At 59.3% G+C, this 16,153-nt stretch carries 21 protein-coding genes; 14 read left to right on the top strand and 7 right to left on the bottom strand.

Going from position 1 to position 16,153, the window contains the following annotated elements:
• Positions 1-15: 15 nt before the first annotated feature.
• Positions 16-411 carry a DUF930 domain-containing protein gene (locus tag ACEK02_RS19965; protein ID WP_371423303.1) on the top strand — a complete coding sequence of 132 codons (396 nt, stop codon included), beginning with the start codon at positions 16-18 and terminating at the stop codon, positions 409-411.
• A gap of 42 nt (positions 412-453) precedes the next feature.
• Here the strand turns inward: ACEK02_RS19965 and ACEK02_RS19960 are convergent, their stop codons facing one another.
• Positions 454-1,329, bottom strand: a complete 876-nt coding sequence (locus ACEK02_RS19960; RefSeq protein WP_371423302.1) for a LysR family transcriptional regulator — start codon at positions 1,327-1,329, stop codon at positions 454-456.
• Positions 1,330-1,618: 289 nt separating this feature from the next.
• Here ACEK02_RS19960 and ACEK02_RS19955 point away from each other — a divergent pair, with 289 nt between their 5' ends.
• Positions 1,619-1,849 (top strand): hypothetical protein, encoded by a 231-nt coding sequence (locus tag ACEK02_RS19955; protein WP_371423301.1) that lies wholly within the window; start codon positions 1,619-1,621, stop codon positions 1,847-1,849.
• Between the two features lie 8 nt (positions 1,850-1,857).
• Here the strand turns inward: ACEK02_RS19955 and ACEK02_RS19950 are convergent, their stop codons facing one another.
• Positions 1,858-2,046, bottom strand: a complete 189-nt coding sequence (locus ACEK02_RS19950; RefSeq protein ID WP_371423300.1) for a hypothetical protein — start codon at positions 2,044-2,046, stop codon at positions 1,858-1,860.
• Positions 2,047-2,246: 200 nt separating this feature from the next.
• Between ACEK02_RS19950 and ACEK02_RS19945 the strand changes: the two genes are divergently transcribed.
• Complete coding sequence (locus tag ACEK02_RS19945; RefSeq protein ID WP_371423299.1) at positions 2,247-2,471, top strand: hypothetical protein; 225 nt, start codon at positions 2,247-2,249, stop codon at positions 2,469-2,471.
• An 85-nt stretch (positions 2,472-2,556) separates the two neighbouring features.
• Here the strand turns inward: ACEK02_RS19945 and ACEK02_RS19940 are convergent, their stop codons facing one another.
• Complete coding sequence (locus ACEK02_RS19940) at positions 2,557-3,360, bottom strand: outer membrane protein (protein WP_371423298.1); 804 nt, start codon at positions 3,358-3,360, stop codon at positions 2,557-2,559.
• 168 nt (positions 3,361-3,528) lie between these two features.
• Entirely contained in the window at positions 3,529-3,783 is a 255-nt protein-coding gene (locus ACEK02_RS19935; protein WP_371423297.1) for a hypothetical protein, read from the bottom strand.
• A 689-nt stretch (positions 3,784-4,472) separates the two neighbouring features.
• On the opposite strand from ACEK02_RS19935, the gene ACEK02_RS19930 reads away from it, so the two are divergent.
• Complete coding sequence (locus ACEK02_RS19930; RefSeq protein WP_371423296.1) at positions 4,473-5,060, top strand: hypothetical protein; 588 nt, start codon at positions 4,473-4,475, stop codon at positions 5,058-5,060.
• 429 nt (positions 5,061-5,489) lie between these two features.
• Here ACEK02_RS19930 and ACEK02_RS19925 read toward each other — a convergent pair whose 3' ends face one another.
• From ACEK02_RS19925 to ACEK02_RS19915, 3 genes are all read right to left on the bottom strand, one after another.
• Positions 5,490-6,335 carry a hypothetical protein gene (locus tag ACEK02_RS19925; protein WP_371423295.1) on the bottom strand — a complete coding sequence of 282 codons (846 nt, stop codon included), beginning with the start codon at positions 6,333-6,335 and terminating at the stop codon, positions 5,490-5,492.
• A gap of 77 nt (positions 6,336-6,412) precedes the next feature.
• A complete protein-coding gene (locus tag ACEK02_RS19920) occupies positions 6,413-7,531 on the bottom strand; it encodes an acyltransferase family protein (protein ID WP_371423324.1) in 1,119 nt (372 codons plus the stop codon).
• A gap of 330 nt (positions 7,532-7,861) precedes the next feature.
• Positions 7,862-9,706 carry an acyltransferase family protein gene (locus ACEK02_RS19915; RefSeq protein ID WP_371423294.1) on the bottom strand — a complete coding sequence of 615 codons (1,845 nt, stop codon included), beginning with the start codon at positions 9,704-9,706 and terminating at the stop codon, positions 7,862-7,864.
• An 800-nt stretch (positions 9,707-10,506) separates the two neighbouring features.
• On the opposite strand from ACEK02_RS19915, the gene ACEK02_RS19910 reads away from it, so the two are divergent.
• From ACEK02_RS19910 to ACEK02_RS19865, 10 genes are all read left to right on the top strand, one after another.
• Complete coding sequence (locus ACEK02_RS19910) at positions 10,507-11,775, top strand: tyrosine-type recombinase/integrase (protein ID WP_371423293.1); 1,269 nt, start codon at positions 10,507-10,509, stop codon at positions 11,773-11,775.
• The gene (locus ACEK02_RS19905; RefSeq protein ID WP_371423292.1) at positions 11,762-12,160 is read left to right on the top strand and encodes a hypothetical protein; all 399 of its coding nucleotides are present in this window, start codon (positions 11,762-11,764) and stop codon (positions 12,158-12,160) included. Before ACEK02_RS19910 ends, ACEK02_RS19905 begins: the two co-directional genes overlap by 14 nt.
• Before the next feature lie 113 nt (positions 12,161-12,273).
• On the top strand, positions 12,274-12,474 hold the full coding sequence (locus ACEK02_RS19900) for an AlpA family phage regulatory protein (protein ID WP_371423291.1): 201 nt from the start codon (positions 12,274-12,276) through the stop codon (positions 12,472-12,474).
• A 206-nt stretch (positions 12,475-12,680) separates the two neighbouring features.
• On the top strand, positions 12,681-13,127 hold the full coding sequence (locus ACEK02_RS19895) for a helix-turn-helix domain-containing protein (protein WP_371423290.1): 447 nt from the start codon (positions 12,681-12,683) through the stop codon (positions 13,125-13,127).
• A gap of 197 nt (positions 13,128-13,324) precedes the next feature.
• On the top strand, positions 13,325-13,738 hold the full coding sequence (locus ACEK02_RS19890; protein WP_371423289.1) for a hypothetical protein: 414 nt from the start codon (positions 13,325-13,327) through the stop codon (positions 13,736-13,738).
• The gene (locus ACEK02_RS19885) at positions 13,735-14,136 is read left to right on the top strand and encodes a hypothetical protein (protein WP_371423288.1); all 402 of its coding nucleotides are present in this window, start codon (positions 13,735-13,737) and stop codon (positions 14,134-14,136) included. The genes ACEK02_RS19890 and ACEK02_RS19885 overlap by 4 nt, the downstream gene beginning before the upstream one ends.
• Positions 14,137-14,267: 131 nt before the next feature.
• Positions 14,268-15,050 carry a hypothetical protein gene (locus tag ACEK02_RS19880; protein WP_371423287.1) on the top strand — a complete coding sequence of 261 codons (783 nt, stop codon included), beginning with the start codon at positions 14,268-14,270 and terminating at the stop codon, positions 15,048-15,050.
• A complete protein-coding gene (locus ACEK02_RS19875; RefSeq protein WP_371423286.1) occupies positions 15,047-15,319 on the top strand; it encodes a hypothetical protein in 273 nt (90 codons plus the stop codon). The genes ACEK02_RS19880 and ACEK02_RS19875 overlap by 4 nt, the downstream gene beginning before the upstream one ends.
• Before the next feature lie 93 nt (positions 15,320-15,412).
• Positions 15,413-15,958 carry an HK97 family phage prohead protease gene (locus ACEK02_RS19870; protein ID WP_371423285.1) on the top strand — a complete coding sequence of 182 codons (546 nt, stop codon included), beginning with the start codon at positions 15,413-15,415 and terminating at the stop codon, positions 15,956-15,958.
• Positions 15,955-16,153: hypothetical protein (locus ACEK02_RS19865; RefSeq protein WP_371423284.1), on the top strand; the 199-nt coding region annotated here is incomplete at its 3' end. The genes ACEK02_RS19870 and ACEK02_RS19865, both read left to right, overlap by 4 nt.

The raw sequence follows: 16,153 nt of genomic DNA, 5'->3' as shown, positions 1-16,153 counted from the left end.
AATTGGCATAAGTCAATGGAAAAAATTGCATTTGCGATCCTGGCTATTGCCTGCGTCGCTGCGCAGTCTCCCCTCTATGCAGCGTCGTCGCGGACCGATCAGATGCTCAAGCTGTCGCCGGAAACCCGTCTGGAGCAGCGTTGCGATGCGCGCGCCATGGGCGCCGTGGGCCGTGAGCACAAGGGATACAAGCCGGACGAGTTCGTTGCCTATGCGTTTGCCGATCCGGTCATTCGCGGCAACCAGATCAAGGCGCCGGGCGGTGCCGTTCGCAGCGGGGGCAAGTGGTACAGACTATCCTATGTCTGCGAGACCAGCTCTGACGGACTCGAGGTGAAATCCTTCGCCTATCAGCTCGGCGCTGAAGTGCCGCGCGGCGAATGGGATGAACACTATCTGGTGCCGCGCTGACGGCCAAAGCGGCTCGTATTCAGGTCCACGATCGTGGCGGCACTATTGGTTCACGACGCCCGGTGACTTGAAAAAGCGTGACGATATCTCGTTGAGCAAGTCCGTGCTCTGCATCGTCTCCAGGTTCGAGCGCGCGCACAGCAACGCTTTGAGAGGCGGCAGGTGCGGCAAGTAATATTCCTGCGCCCAGACGAGCGCAGGTGGGATCATCCGTTTCGGAATCGCGGTGATGCCGATGCCGCTTTCAACGGCTGCCAGCTTGGCGTGATAGTCGGGACTGTTGAATACAATCTTGTAGGAGAGGCCGTGGCGCGTCAGTGTCCGGATCATCAGATCGTCGCCCGGCCAGGTCAGAAGCGGGATCGGTGAGCCCGGACTGAGGACGAACTCCTTCGCGCGCACCCAAACGAATTCCTCGTCTGTCTCATTGACGATCAGGTGCGAGGTTTCGCTGCCCATCTCCGGATTTTCGAGGATGTAGGCAATGTCGATATAGCCGTCGATCAGGCCCTTGGTGATGCTGATGGAGTTGTCTGTATGAATGACCAGATCGGTCAGGCTTTGGGCGGTCTGGTTAGTGAAGAACTCCCGCACGAACAATGTGCTCAATCCCAGCCGGATGGGCTGCGGATGATGGGCGGCGCCGCCGATCCGCAGCATCTGGTCGTTAGCCTCGAGGATGCGGCGGGCCTGGTGCAGGACCAGCTTGCCGAGCTGGGTGGCGGTCGTACCGTTGACCGTTTTGGTGAAGAGGTTGCCTCCCACCATGGCCTGGATGCGCTTGATCTGGGAGCTGACGGCCGGTTGGCTCAGGCCCAGCCGTTCGGCCGCCTTGGTCAGGCTGCCAGTCTCGGAGATCGCCACAACGGTACGGACGATCTCGATGGGGATGTTGAGCGGCTGATATCGCTTGTGCATTGCGACATTCCAGGGTCATCGAACAGATCGGTCCATCAACATCTATAGTTGTGTGGCGATGGACCGCAATCGAAGACTTTAAATGCACTCTAAACTGCGTGAAAAGGCGTACCGCGCCGAACCTGCAATCTGGATAATTCAACCGGAGTAAGGTAGCTCACTACTGCTGCGATTCCCCAGTCGGGTAGAGCGCTCTTTAAGCAATTATAGGTTGTCTGTTTCCACGCTCGCATCATGCGCGAAAACGCGCAGGTCCGGGCGAGCTGTTCTCGGTTTTCGGAGACTGCAGATGCCCGGTATCCACGGAGCTTACCTCAACGACAATATTCGCACCGAGCATTTGAAATGTTCGTACTGCAGGACCCAAGTCTATTTGATCAAGATCGAGTCGGACGACGAGGGCGGTGAGATTCGCACCTTTGGCTGTCCACACTGCGCCGCATCGAAATCGTTGCGTTTGGCACCGCGCCGGACAACTCCCGGGCCCGCTGAACTCGCTGCCGACCAGATCGTCTGCTGATCGACCGACTAGAGTCGGTCGACACGCAGGAAGAAGGCCCAGATGACGGACAGGACGGCAGCGATCATGAGCCATGACGGGTTCATGCAGAAAATGTCGCCATAGCGGCACACCTGCATCGCCCATCCGCTGTTATTGATGCTCGCTGCATAGAACACACCGGCAGCGACCGTCAGAATGCTCGCAATCATGAACATGGGACGCTCCAATAATATTGCCGCCACACTGTTCTGCATTCTTGAAGCAGCCGTGAATCTGATCGCCGAAAGTCGGGGTCTTCCTCACATTGGGTGCAGAGACCGCTAGCCCGATACCGTCGCAGGTTCGTTTGAGGCTTTGTTAACCGCGAGTCGCCGACAGTTCCTGCGGGGACCTTGCGACGTTGGGGAGGCCTGATTTGGCCAAATACGAGACGACGAAATACGCGCAGATGCGCCGCTGCCGGATGGCGCATCTCCATGGCGAACTGATCGACGAACGATTTAGCGATGATGCCGACAGCGTTTTCGTCAACGGCTATGTTCATGCCGTCCGTCCGGATCTGACCTGCTGGCCGCTGCGCTGGACCATCACGGTAGAGCCGTATCCGGTCGAAAGTCGCGCTTTGGCGATGACGGGGTGAGCCGCGCAGCGCGCATCAAAAACTGGTATCGAAAGAAAAAGCCCTCGCTTCGGAGGGCTTTTTCTTTCGATGCTTTCCGCAGCGATCAGTAGCGCGCGACCGACGGGCCGCCGAAATGATAGTTCAGTCCGCCACGCACCGTATTTGTCTTCAGATCCACATCGTGGGCGATGATACCGGTTGCCGCGCCGGGACCGGTGAAGACCGGCGCCGTTACCGACTGCTTGCCGAAGTCGGTGTGGAGATATTCGACCTTCGCCGACCAGTTCTTGCTGAAGGCGTGTTCGATGCCTGCGCCGATCGTCCATCCGGCTACGGTCTTCGACAATGATGCGGCTTCGTTCTGGCCGGTCGTGTCGGTGAGCGACGACGCAAAATTCAACTCGGTCAGTGCGAGACCGCCGGTCGCATAAAACAGCGTGCGATCGACCGTATAGCCGACGCGCGGGCGCAGCGTGACCAGCCAGTCGCTTGTCACCGAGTTGGTCGTGGTGAAGGACCCGCCGGCCGGGAAGGGGGCGGTGAAACCGCGCGACTGCTTCAGGCCGAAATAATTCGCATCGGCCTCAACGCCGAACAGCCAGCGATCGACCTGGTGATTGTAGCCAATCTGGCCACCGCCGGTGAAACCGTCGGGATTGAGCCGCGGTGAAGCTGCTGCGATCGCCTGTTGGTTTGCAATCGGGGCCGTGCCGTTGACGAAAGCATTGGAGACGTTGCTCTGGCCCCAGGAGCCGCTGGCATTGCCGCCAGCATACCAGCCGCCCCAGTTGTAGCCTGCTTCAGTCGCCGCGGGCGCTTTGGTCCACACGCGCGACTGCAGGTCGGCGGCAGCGGCATTCACCGCGCCCGACGCTGCGATGATCGCGGCCAGCCAAAGCGTTCGCATCCAGAACCTTCCATCGCCCTGAAGATATTGAGCGAATTCGACACAAGGTTTAGCTGGAAACGCGGACCTTGGCTGTCACCGGAGGGCAACAGAAGCAGAACAATACCTGAGTAAGGCAGCAGAAAGCCCGGCCGCTTGGGCGGCCGGGCTTTCCGGAGTTTGGTGTGATCAGTAGGCGCAGACGTTGACGGTACGGACGCGGAGCCCACGGCGGGTTTCCACGATACGGCGCTGCAGGCAGCCATCCGTCAGGCCGCCGACATAGAAAGCCGGCCCGCCATAGAAGGCGTGGTGACCGTAGCCACCCCATCCACCGTGCCAGCCGCCAATATGCCAGCCATGAGCCGACGCAGCGCTGGGGGCGAGGGCGGCCGCACCGAGTGAGGCCGCAGCGATCAGTCCGAGGGTCATTTTGCGAAGCATAGATATTCTCCATGGGTGGGCGCGGTGCGCCTTGCTGTGTCCCTGCCCATCAGTCGCAGCCCTCGCGGGGCGCGTTCAAAGCGGTTCTGGAGAATCGTGTTTCCGTCTTGTTTCGCCGGAGGCAGCTCCCGTTGAAGCCGGGCCTCTCGAGCACGGCAGCACAGTGGTTGCAGACGCACCAACTCGCTAGGTTGCGACATGGCTGAGCGGCGATGCTGCGAGATCGTTGCGCGCTTAGAAGCGGGCGCGGTAACCGTCATAGGCGTGAGCGGCCAGAATGCCGGCGCTGAGAAAGCCGAAGAGTGCGGTGACGGTCTCGATCATCGTGGTAGTCCTTATTCCCCCGCGAACTACAAACGTCACAGGGGGCCGCACAGTCAAAGAGATTCGCGGTCGGCTTTTCATTCGGAGCTGTAGTGATGCGTCGTTGCAACATTTTACCCGGTTGCGAGGAGCGATCGCGGCGCGATGGCGATGACAATGCGGCGCCGACGAGGCGAGACCTGCCTGGCGCAGGGTTAACTGGCGCTGAGGACGTATGAGCGCGGGCATGACGACGGGACATGGGGGATTAGCGGGGCGCGGCAGTTCACCTCCGCGGATTTTTTGCTTACATACGCTCCAAGGAATCGCGCCGGTTGTCTCGCTCGACGAGCCGCAGGATCGGATGCCGCAAGTGAGGATCTCCCGTGGCCGATGCATTCAATAACGAGATCAATGTCGGGCCGCCGCCGGTGACCTTGCCCAAGCGCAGGTCGTTCGGCCCGCTCGGAATCATCGTCGTGCTGCTGATCCTCGGTGGCGGCGGTGGATATCTCTGGCTGAACTACCGCGAGGCGCTGACCGATATGGTGCAAGCTGTCACGGGAAGCACTGGCAGCAGAGATGGCGCGCCGGTTCTGGCCAGCGCGGCGGAAGGCGGAGTCAGCGCGACTGATTTCGCAGCGTTCCAGCAACAGACCGGCAGTTCGATCCAGGCCGCAACCGAACTGCTGACGGCGCAGCAGGCCGAATTGAAGCGCTTGTCCGATCAGATCCAGGGCCTGACGACCCAGGTCGTTGGACTGACCGCCAAGATCGATGCGCTGCAGGGCCGAGGCGTTCTCGCACCGCCGGCTCCGGCCGCCGTGCCGACAGCGCCCGTGGCTGCAGTTCCGGCTGCTCCCGTCGCCGCCCGCCCGGCGCCAACGGCACCGCGTAAACGCCCCGCCGATCGTCCCGCAGGGGCTATCTCGGTCGGCGGCGCACCGCTCCCGACGGCTCAGCCACCGCGTTAGTTCCGATCCTCGAAGCGGACTGGCGCGTCCCGGGCTGTCTTGCCTTCCGGGGCGGACGATGGCGGCTGAGATCGGGCGGCCCGCCGACGATCTTGGTCTTCACGAATTCGCATTTGGGGCAGGTGAAGGTACATTTGTCGCCACCCCCGGCATCGGGCTCGCTCCGCAACAATGTCATCCGCGCCCGGCACATCGCGCAGCGCGGCGGCTTGGGAGCGGCGAGTGTTTCAGCAGGCATTGTTGGCTCGGATTGATCGATCATGTCGTCCGATGGAGGCTGATGCGGCAAATGGCGGAAGGGGAACGACGATGATGGCAGAGCGTCTAACCGCGGGTCACCATCGCCGAAAACGCAGGCAAGTGCGATCCTGATGTTAGCACAGAGGATCGACCGCGGCACTACGCGCGGCGTTGGCCCCTTGCTGTTGCTCACTGTCCGCGAGAAGGACCGAGGGCAGCCCCGCCAGTATTGTGCGCCTTGCAGACAGCCTGCAGCTCGGGCCGGTCACGAAGGGCTGTGTCGCCCTGCTGATTTCCCCATGAGTAAACAAAATCGAACTCCGGCGATGGAGTGATGGTCGTCCATCGATCGATCAACGCCTGAAGTTGTTTCGGGGTAGGGACGACATATTTCCCACCCTCGGCCGTTTTGAAGGTGCCTCCGCCAAACGCCTGAAACACCGGGACAATTTTTCCTGCAGGTATTCCCGCCTGGACGGCGGCCGCAACGGCCGCGTCTATGTCATTCAGGTTCGATGCGGCCGCGTCTGTACGGAAAGGGTAAGGATCAAGCCCATACAGATCGATTCCGGTGTTTGCCGGGTTGTATGTATTCTTGTAGTCCGGGCGGGCGTTCGATGAGCCCATGTTCATCAGCACGATAAACGTTTTCGCACCCGGGACATTCTGGTGTATCCAATCGGACTGTTCCTTAAGGCTGCTTGGGGTGATGAGTTCGCCATACCTGCCTGTTGGATCAGGCTCGTCCCAGAGATAGAACCCGAATACTTTCGCGTTGCCGATGAACGGTTTCACCTTGTTCTGAAACTCGGTCGTGGCTCCGCCTTTGATGCCAAGCCAGATCAGGCCTTTCATGCCTTGGGGGAGAGCGTTGAGCGAGGCGAGGTCGCCAACGTCGGCCATGTTAAAGCCGAGTTCAGCTCCCGCTCGCGCGTCTGAGGCGCCCAAACCGGATGCATAGTGAAGGGTGGTTTGAGCGCTCGCGCCCGCTATCCGTGCGACCAGCGCGATCACGGCAAATAGAGCGATTTTCATAACCCATCTCCTTATGCCAACCGGCCGAGTTGGTACGAGTGCCCGCGTTTTCCACTCACGGAGTTGGGGGGGCGAGATCAAGCGGGCGGTTCGCTGCCTTCAACTTTCGCGCCCGGCGAAGCGATCGAGGGAGCAAAGCAGACTTCTTGCGAAACCCGGTAGCCCACGGTCAGGCGGCTCATGATAGACATCAGCCCCCGGATCAGCGGTTTGCGTATTGGTACTTCTATGAAGTGCCAGACGAGGAAGGACGCAATGAACATTCCAACGAGCACGAGTATGACGGCAGCGTGCTTGCCGACATGCGGCGCAAGCGCATTGAGCAGGATGTAGCCGATGAATTGATGCAACAGATAGAGCGGATAGGTCAGGCCGCCCAGCATCAACATCGTCGGAGATGGACGTACGACGGATCGGAGCATGATGGCGCCGGCAAAGATCACGTGTACCGCGATGTTCGCAGCGACGAGGTGAGGGTAGGACGGCGCGGCTCCAAGATGCGTGATCATCCAGTTTTGAGAGAAGACGATGGTCTTGCACGAAAGCAGGAACGACGCTGTGAGAAGTGCCAGCGCGCCCGACGAGATGCCTCTTGAAATCAGGTGATAAGCTAGGATTCCACTGGCAAAGAACGGCGCATATGCCGTCACGAGGACGATGCGCAGTGCGCCGCTTCCGACGAATGTCTCGTTCAGCGCGGAAATTGCCAGCCAAATTGCGATAATGGTGAGCTTTCGACGCGGATAGACGCCGACGAAGATCAGCGCGGCGAACCAGCCGTAAAAGACGATCTCTAGCATGATCGACCAGTAGACGCCGTCCATCGCAAGTCGACCGAGGGCGGGAGCGAACATCGAAAGATTAGCGGCATAGGTCAAAAGATCGGTCGGGAAACGCGGATCGCGGGCAATCGTGAGAACGACGAAGGTCGCCGTCATGCAGACGAGAAATCCGGGATAGAGCCGGACGAAGCGCGCGACGGAAAATTCCTGCCAGTGTCGGCCCTCGGCGGACCAGGAGATCACGAAGCCGCTGATCAGAAAGAACAGGTTTACGCCGAGATAGCCGTACATTGCGAACGGCACCGCCGCGGGGTACCCGTCGTCGAGATCGCCTGCGATCTTGCCGCGGAAGCAATAGTGGAAGAAGACAACAGCCAGCGCTGCCAGCAGTCGCAATAGGTCCAGCGACGCCATGCGCGACGAATTTGGTGCGCTTGTCCTTTGGTTCATGATCGGCCCTCGACTCTCACGCTATCGTAAGCGCCGGGCGGCCGCGTCATTCAAACGCACGATGACGAGTGCAAGCTTCTTGTCCACTTCGCGAGGCTGGCATGGGGCTGACTTCGCGCAGAGCGTCATAGGTCGTGTTGTGCACGACGGGAACGAGCGGCTCACTCGCGAGGAGTGCCGAAAGCTCTTTATCGGCGATGCCTCCTATTCTCCATCAATCGTCGGGCGAGGAAGGAAGAGAGAACGGCATCGCTGCCAGCTGCGTGTTTAATTAATCTCGGTCGGCATGGTGCTTCACTTCAGGTCCGATCGTTCAAGTGAAGTATGCGCTTCGGTTCGGACGAGGTCAGCCACAAAATTGGCTCCAGCTTTTGTCAGGTGGCCGTAATCCCATGAGATCAATTCGCCTCTCGGCGAGCTTCCGTGTGTGATGCATCCCGCCTCGTTGCACATGGCGTCGTATATTGAAATGAACTGAGCACCGGAGGTCCTCGCTACGGCGGCGAGATCGCTGTCCAATTGCTTATAGTCCACGTTGCTTGGTCGGATGCGATCCGGAATTCTGCCCGAGGATTTCCAGTTCTCATAAACTTGTGTGGGCAAGTCGGGTGACCATAGCGGCGCGGGACCGAGGATCACTACTTGCTTCACTGATTTTCGCGTTTCGACCACAGCGCGCGCGAGACTGCTCATCTGGGAACGCTTCAATTCTTCGCTGTTTACCAAATGTGCCCAGAAGGCGAATATAATCAGCTTATTCGGCTTTAGCTCAGCGATCCTGTTAACAATATCGTTGTTGCTCCTTTCGCATACCGTCGAGTTTGCACCGAATGAGGGTAGGCATGCGTCTCGTGTAAATTGAGCGACCTGTCCGTCGCGATCTTCGGAAAAGCCGGTGTAAAGGCGGCCAGCATGCGAATCGCCCCAGATCAATGTTTGCCCAGAACTGCACTCTCTGCTGAACTCGCTTGTCGCAGTGTTCGCAATCCAGCACGTCTGCGCGCGAGCGCCTGCGGCTGAGTCATATCGCATTGTGTCGATTACAGATCGAATCTCCGCAGGGTAGCGCTTTGGGAGGCCGCTGCTGAAACATACCGCGGCGCTCATTAAAAGGGCGAGAGCGGCCATCGACGATGCAATTGCAGGCGCCCGCTGGCTGAGACGTCCGAAGCGAATTGGGGTTTCTACCAGTGCAGTAGTTAGCCAAGCTAGAACAAAACTGGCGATGACGATGGATCCCATGATCCATGCGGATGTAAGACCTGAAATCGTCGCAAAGGTGATCAGGGGCCAGTGCCACAGGTAAGCGGGGTAGCTGATCTTTCCGACCTCTATGAGTAACCGGCGCTCCAAGAAACTCGCGCCGTAAGTGAGTATCAGGGCGGATCCAACAACAGGAGCTGCAGCACGCCAGCCGGGGAATTCGCTTGATTTGGTGAGAAGGGCGGCGCTGCATAAGATGAGTACGAGGCCGAGAAAAGAAACGATGTTCCTACGTTTAGGATTCCGGATTGCGACCGCAATAAGTCCGCCGGTTCCGAGTTCCCAAAGGCGAGCCAGCGGGTTGTAATATGCTGTCGCTTGGTTGAGACGTGTGTCAATGATGCAGTAGATGAATGATGCAACTACGATCACTGTTAGAAACGCGATCGCCCTCTTTCGGGTTCTCGCAAAGAGGATCAGTAGGAGCGGCCAGAGAAGGTAGAATTGCTCTTCAATCCCTAACGACCATAGGTGGAGAAGGGGTTTCGTTTCGGCCGCGGCATCGAAGTACCCGACTTCCGTCCATGCCAAGAAATTCGGGAAGAACAACAATCCGGCGATGCCTTGGAGGCCCAGATTCTCATATCTGATTGGCAGCAGGATGAAGCCGCCAAAGATAACCGTTGCTCCGACTACAATTGAGAGCGCTGGCAAAAGCCTCCTAGCTCTCGCCTGGTAAAACTTCCCGAAACTGAAGGTGCCTTCCGTCATTTGAGGGAAGTATTTTCGGGTGATCACGTACCCACTGATGACGAAGAACACGTCAACGCCCACGTACCCGCCGGTCAAGGCGGCCGGAAATGCGTGGAAGATAACAACAAGAATGATCGCTACAGCGCGAAGCCCGTCAATATCCGGACGATAGTCTTGCGGCATGGCCTCTCAGCGCTGGTGTGATCATATGGGGTATCCTTCTATAGGGGGGCGACCTGATAGTCGAGGCGCGCGGCGCTGATGCAGGGCCTTGCGGAAGGCCCCGACGATGATGGGCCAGGTCGAGGAAAGGGGCGAGCGATGCGGCAGGAAAGCGCCTCAAGCATCGATTTTTTGGCCTTCTTCGAGGTGGCGTGGATGTTTGCCTGCCGGGAAAAAGGCCTCCTTCAATTAACGCGGCAGCATCGAGCGGGGACCGGTCCCGCGTGATTTCGGCCATCCCGCGAGCGGTCCCGACGTTCCGGGAGCCGGCGTCGTTCCCCGGCGCGTTTGACTGCGGACCACGAGCCAAGTTCTTTCCTTGAGCGAGCCCCTTGCTTCCGGAAGATGCTGCCGCACCACGCGGCATACTCCGCCCGGCCGGTGTCCATGCAGGCGGTCCTTCCTGCCGCAGATCAAGCAACACGCCAAACGGACTCGGACGAGACGGCTGAGTTTAAGCCAACGTCCCCGGGCCTCATCCGATGATGGCGAGGTCGGGGCGACGCCGAGACATTCCCCTTGGAGATAGCATCATCGAAAGATCATCGCCTCGGACGGCGACGAGTCTGTCGATCTTCAGAGGCGCTGCGTCGAAAGAGCGACGTATGGCGGAAAGGGTGTCCGTTGATTAGCGTCCGATGGCGTCCATAGCAATCCGATAACTCCCTGAAAAATGGGCATAAGTGGAAATTGACGTCTGTACATGTCCGGTACCTTCCGGCTAAATCCGTGCGCGGAATGTACGTAGAGACGTGCGCAAAATGCCTCGCCCCAACAATAAACTATCAGCTTTGTTTCTGAGGAAGGATCTGGCGCCCGGCCTGTATTCCGACGGCGGCGGTCTATACTTGCAGGTCTCACAGCAGAAAACGAAAGCGTGGATATTCCGATACACGCGTACAGGCGTTCATCGAAAAATGGGGCTCGGGCCCGTCAGTGTTAAGGCGGACGACAAGAGAATAACTCTTGCCGATGCGCGGCAGAAGGCGACGGCTGCCCGCAGTCTTCTAATCGATGGCATTGATCCAATTGACCAGCGCGACGCCAAACGGGCTGTGGAGGCTGCGGAGCGCGCCAAAGTTGTCACGTTCCGGACCTGCGCCGAGAAGTGCATCGCTGCCCGTGCTCCAGGATGGAAAAGCGCCAAACACGCTGACCAGTGGAGGTCTACCTTGGAGACCTACGCGTATCCCTTTATCGGTCACTTAGCCGTCGGGGTGGTCGACACGGGCCTGGTACTGAAGATTCTGGAGCAAACCGAGACTGACGAGCCCGACGCTCCAACATTCTGGGCCAGCAAGACAGAAACTGCCAGTCGGGTGCGCGGACGGATCGAAACGGTCCTGGACTGGGCGAAGGCGCGGGAGCTGCGGGATGGCGAGAATCCCGCCCGCTGGCGAGGGCACTTGGATCAGATACTGCCCTCCAAGTCGTCCGTCGCGCCCGTGGAGCACCACAAGGCTCTGCCGTATGCCGACATCCCGGCATTCATGGCGGATCTCCGGGCCATGAACAGCATGAGCGCCCGCGCACTAGAATTCACGATCCTGACAGCCGTCCGAACCAGTGACACCATTGAGGGCTTTCGCGCTGAACTCGATCTCCCAGCGAAAACGTGGACGATTCCGAGGGCGCGGATCAAAGGCAAAAAGGGCGTGCGGAAGTCCGATCACGTCGTACCTCTTTGCGATCGGGCTTGCCAACTGCTGACGGACGCGACGTCTACCTCAGGCCTCCTGTTCCCAGGCTCTGACGACAACACACCGCTGTCGAACATGGCGATGCTCGAGTTGTTGCAGGGGATGGGATACGACCCCGATCTCACTGTCCATGGCTTCCGCTCGACCTTCAAAGATTGGTGCGCGGAGACGACCGACTATCCAAACGAACTTTCCGAAATGGCGCTCGCCCACACCGTGTCTGACAAGGTCGAGAGGGCTTACCGTCGCGGTAGTATGCGGGAAAAGCGGAAGCAGCTTATGGCGGACTGGGCGGCCTATTGCGGGAGCGCGACAAATGCCGAACAGTGAATGGTTATGGGCAATTGATGAACTCGAGCGTGGTGATTACCCAAGCGTCAAAAAAATCGCCGGGCAGATCAAAATTCAAACGGAGTATGGTGCGCGAGAAGTTGTGCTGCCGCCCAGTGTGGCTTTGTACGTCGCTGGTGTACTTGGAAAGTCGATCAAACAGAAGGTGGGCCGGAAGAAAAAAGTCGCAGTCATCAAGCTTCGAGCGGTCGACATCGTTCTAATCGAGGAAGTCGCTGAACTGGAAAAATCGCTTGGGTCCGCGGATGCCGCGTTCGAGCACCTAGCGGCGCGGGACAGTGTGAAATTCGACGCCATCAAACGGCGATATTACCGAGCTCGAAAACGTGAAGGAGAGCGAATTCCGAATCGAGACCGTCCGTAGGACAAAGTGACAGAAATGAATTTCATTTCTGGGGATTTATTGTCGGTCCTGAGTGCGACAAATGGGTACCGTCGCTTCCGTGATTGTCCGGAAGCCGTAAAGACGGTGATCCAATGGTCCAGCGAATTCTTCGTCTCCGTGAAGTGCAGGAAGCCAGCGGTCTGGCGCGCAGCTCGATTTACGAGGGCATGAAAGCCGGCACGTTTCCGAAATCGATTCCGCTGAGTGAAAAAGCGGTAGGGTGGGTCGAGGCTGAGATTATCCAGTGGCAGGAAGAACGGATCGCCGCCCGTGCAATGGCAAGGGCTGCTTGATAGATGGCTCGCCCGAAAGCGTCGAAGCCGGTCGCTCCTGCAAAGAGCAAACCGGCTTCTGAAATAGTTGTGCTTCGCGGGCTCAACGAATTTCAAGATACGCAATCACTCGCAGACCGTCAATCACTTCGGCTCGTCACCAAGTATAGTTTGCCGTCAGCAACAGCCTGCGTGATCGCCGCGCTCGCTTTTGGCAGGGCCAACTCATGAGCTGGCAGGCGACCGCCTGGGCAGAGCGTCAGATCACAGGATCACCGGCGCGCAAAGTGCTTCTTCTTGTCCTGGCCAACTACGCCGACGAGGACGGTGTTTGCTGGCCGTCTCAGGAAACGCTGAGCCGTGGCACGGAACAGTCAGTGGATACAGTGCAACGTCAACTCAGGAAGCTCGAGCACATGAAGATCCTGGCAATCGCAACAAGGCCGCAAGGGCGAGGGCGTTGGCCTGGTCGGACCTACAAACTCAATATGAGTGTTGCAGAAAATACCGAGCCGCAAACTGCGGCACGGATCGATGGCTCACCGAGATACATCGTCGGGCACATCAGCAGGGGCGGCGATTGCTGTTGGCGTTCGCTCCCCGTGGTGGACGAGGACCACGCTAGCGCAGCGGCTCGCATCCTCGCCGAGTTCGTTGGTGGCGTCGTCCGATGATGGAGGAGGGGTGGGGGTTTTCGGTCTCAAACGAAATAGGAAGTCTCTACCGCAAAGGTCGGCACAGAGAGAATTTTGCCTCCTGTGGGAGTTTTGGCGATGCATGAGGGCAAATCAAAGGGGCTAGAAACGCGAAGTAATGAGCCAATGACGGGGCTTTCTCACATTTTGATAATCAAACGGAAGGGTATTTCGATATGACAAAATCAAAGGGCATGGGTCGCGGCGGAGTCAGGAAGGGCGCGGGGCGGAAGCCGGCGGCAGCAAAAGTCGATTGGGATGCCGTCGCACGCGACTACTTCACCGGGACAGAGGACATGGAAGAACTGCTGGAGCGTCATGGGCTCAGCTATGGCGCATTGATGGCCTATGCGACCGCGAACCAGTGGATCCGGCGCCCGCGAAAGCGACTTGATGACGACATCGGCGATATGGCCAGCGAACTTGCGGTGGTCTTTTGGGCGATCGATGGCGCGCTGAATCGAGCGAGACGTTTCGTTGCGGCGATGACTGCGCTGGGGGTGAGTGCCGAGAACATCGCGCCTCACCTTGGTATATCGGAGCGCTCGCTTAAGCAGGATTTCGCGCGAGAGCTACAGGTCTATTCATGATCGGGCCCGACGATATTGAATCGTGCGCCAGATTCGCCGTTGGATACCGCGCTGTGCTGGCCGACCTATCGCCAGCACAGCGCGGGGTGGTGCTCAAGGCGATCGCCGATCAGACCCCTGGCCTCGCAAAGCACCTATGCCACGACATCCGAAACAGGCAAATCCGCGCGCTCGCCGAGATGTCCGGCAAGTTCAGCCTGAACGGCAAGGCGATGTGGGTTGCCGAGGAGCTGAACAGGTACGCCATCAGGCATTGGATTAGCGACAGTCGCGATGGAATCCCCTCTGCGGCTGGAGAAATCCGACGGCTGACATTCGATATTTTAAGTGCGAACAACGGCTTAACCATCCAGGCGCGGCAAATTTTCAGCATCCTGCGGGATCAATCTCTGCGCTGAATTTTCTGCAATGCCCCCCCGTGCAATTGCAGACGGTTGTCGTCCACGGTCTCCCCAACGATGGAGAGATCGAAATGGGTTTGATGGGCGACATTCTGGCTTTCGTGCGCGGCAGTGGTGATACCGATACGTTGATCGGCGTCACGACGGCACTTTCGAAGCTGCAGGAAGAGCGCGAGGCGTCCTCCGCGGCTCTCGCTTCATTCGGCCAGCGACGCAAGGCGTTGCTTCTCGATGACGCATCGGACAAGGAAATCGCGAAGCTCGAAGCGGAGATGGACAGCCATCACCTTCGGCTCGAACGCCTGGAATTGCTCGAGGACGACCTTCTCGACCGTGCGCGGAAGCTTCGCTCGGTCGATCGCGACAAGCAGCTCAAGGTCTATCTGGACAAGTATTTCGGCGCCGCCGCGGCTTATATCGTCGCGCATCGAGCCGCCGCCCGCGCGGTCAACGGCGTGACTGCGATCGTCGACGAGGCGCGCGCCGCAGGGTTTGAGCATGAGTTTATGGCGCACGTCGCTCCGCCGCCGACCATGCTGGACCTGTCGCAAATCGCAGTTTTTGAATCCGAGATCGAACGCATTTCCGAGTCGGCCGCCGGCCGCGAACGGAAGATCGCTCCCAGCGCCCCGCCGTCCCGGCGCCAGCCTGCCGCCAAGCCGGCCACTGCAGGCACGCCGCGCCGCGTGTTCGATGGCGAGAGGGCGCCGGCCGCCGATCGGAATCCTCGCGCTTTATTCGCGGACGTCGCGAAGCCGGGCGAAAAGCTCGTCACGATTTCACGCAACGGATACGAGCACCCCGACGGACGATCCTGCAAAACGGGCGATGTTGTCGCGCTGCCCAAGGCAATTGCTGACGCCGTCGTGCGTAATAGCGCGGGCGACTACCCCGACGGGGTGTCGGCATGAGCACGTCGAATCCCCAGCAGTTAGGGACCGTCAACGGCGTTCCAATCGTGGCCGAGCTCGGTGGCGGCCTCAGCCCCGAAGGCTTGGCTCGCGTGACGCTGTCGGCAAACTACGTGATGGCCAACCCACCGGGCTATCCCACCCGGCCGCCGGCCGACGGCGAATATTCGAAACGCTTATGGCCGACCGTGCCGAGCGGCACGACCTGCAATTTCCTGAAGCCAGAGGCCGCCGCGCTCGTCGCTGCCGGCGCCGCGATTTACGCATAAAGGATCCGTGCAATGGCTCTGCTTTACAAGTCGCTACCTGCCGGCCTCTCGTCGATCGACGACGACACCATCGTGACATGCAGCACAAGCGACATGGACCGCACCGGCGAGATCGTCGAACAGGGCGGCATTGATCTTCGCAACTACCGGCAAAATCCAGTGGTGTTGTGGCAGCATGACACGAGGACGCCGATCGCTCGCGCCACCGAGATTGGTGTATCCGGCGGCAAGTTGTCCGCTCGGGTTCGTTGGCCGCCTCCGGGCATCAGCGCCAAGGCCGACGAGATCCGCGGTCTCGTCAAGGCGGGCATCATCAGTGCGGTGTCAATCGGCTTCAATCCGATCCAGACGATTCCGCTGGACAAATCCAATCCTAAGAAGGGGCCGCAGAAATACGTGCGCTGCGAGCTCGGCGAGTTTTCATTTGTCAGCGTTCCGGCAAATCCGAATGCGCTCGTCGTGCAGCGCGCGCTCGCCGGAATCCAAGATCAACGAGGCGGCGACACGCCAGAGGCCAAAGCCAAGCGACTACGCGATCTCGACCTCATCAAGGTTGCCCTGGCACCGCGGCACAGGTCCGATCGTATGCGCGAATTGCGCGAACTCGACCTTGCTCACCTGGCAAGGATGGCGCCATGAACGCGGAGGAAGCCTTGCTGCCAATGTTCGACTGCAATCAACCCGACCATGCCGGCGGACTCGCTGGCGAATACCTAGCGTCTGCTCTTGAACGGCATCCGCGCTACCCGGATCTTGATCCGGTGCGCGATGCCAGCCTGTTTCGTCGCGCCAACAATACGACCCGAGCAACCCTCGATAACGTCGCCAAGGATC

Source organism: Tardiphaga sp., assembly GCF_041424195.1.
Taxonomy (GTDB): Bacteria; Pseudomonadota; Alphaproteobacteria; order Rhizobiales; family Xanthobacteraceae; genus Tardiphaga.
Note: the sequence above shows the minus strand (reverse complement) of the source record. Positions and strands in the feature narration are given on the sequence as shown.

Bases quoted from the DNA above. Each gene is read 5' to 3' on its own strand.
- ACEK02_RS19965 (WP_371423303.1), top strand. From the start codon at position 16: ATGGAAAAAATTGCATTTGCGATCCTGGCTATTGCCTGCGTCGCTGCG.
- ACEK02_RS19960 (WP_371423302.1), bottom strand. From the start codon at position 1,329: ATGCACAAGCGATATCAGCCGCTCAACATCCCCATCGAGATCGTCCGT.
- ACEK02_RS19955 (WP_371423301.1), top strand. From the start codon at position 1,619: ATGCCCGGTATCCACGGAGCTTACCTCAACGACAATATTCGCACCGAG.
- ACEK02_RS19950 (WP_371423300.1), bottom strand. From the start codon at position 2,046: ATGTTCATGATTGCGAGCATTCTGACGGTCGCTGCCGGTGTGTTCTAT.
- ACEK02_RS19940 (WP_371423298.1), bottom strand. From the start codon at position 3,360: ATGCGAACGCTTTGGCTGGCCGCGATCATCGCAGCGTCGGGCGCGGTG.
- ACEK02_RS19935 (WP_371423297.1), bottom strand. From the start codon at position 3,783: ATGCTTCGCAAAATGACCCTCGGACTGATCGCTGCGGCCTCACTCGGT.
- ACEK02_RS19925 (WP_371423295.1), bottom strand. From the start codon at position 6,335: ATGAAAATCGCTCTATTTGCCGTGATCGCGCTGGTCGCACGGATAGCG.
- ACEK02_RS19920 (WP_371423324.1), bottom strand. From the start codon at position 7,531: ATGGCGTCGCTGGACCTATTGCGACTGCTGGCAGCGCTGGCTGTTGTC.
- ACEK02_RS19915 (WP_371423294.1), bottom strand. From the start codon at position 9,706: ATGCCGCAAGACTATCGTCCGGATATTGACGGGCTTCGCGCTGTAGCG.
- ACEK02_RS19910 (WP_371423293.1), top strand. From the start codon at position 10,507: ATGCCTCGCCCCAACAATAAACTATCAGCTTTGTTTCTGAGGAAGGAT.
- ACEK02_RS19905 (WP_371423292.1), top strand. From the start codon at position 11,762: ATGCCGAACAGTGAATGGTTATGGGCAATTGATGAACTCGAGCGTGGT.
- ACEK02_RS19900 (WP_371423291.1), top strand. From the start codon at position 12,274: ATGGTCCAGCGAATTCTTCGTCTCCGTGAAGTGCAGGAAGCCAGCGGT.
- ACEK02_RS19895 (WP_371423290.1), top strand. From the start codon at position 12,681: ATGAGCTGGCAGGCGACCGCCTGGGCAGAGCGTCAGATCACAGGATCA.
- ACEK02_RS19890 (WP_371423289.1), top strand. From the start codon at position 13,325: ATGACAAAATCAAAGGGCATGGGTCGCGGCGGAGTCAGGAAGGGCGCG.
- ACEK02_RS19885 (WP_371423288.1), top strand. From the start codon at position 13,735: ATGATCGGGCCCGACGATATTGAATCGTGCGCCAGATTCGCCGTTGGA.
- ACEK02_RS19875 (WP_371423286.1), top strand. From the start codon at position 15,047: ATGAGCACGTCGAATCCCCAGCAGTTAGGGACCGTCAACGGCGTTCCA.
- ACEK02_RS19870 (WP_371423285.1), top strand. From the start codon at position 15,413: ATGGACCGCACCGGCGAGATCGTCGAACAGGGCGGCATTGATCTTCGC.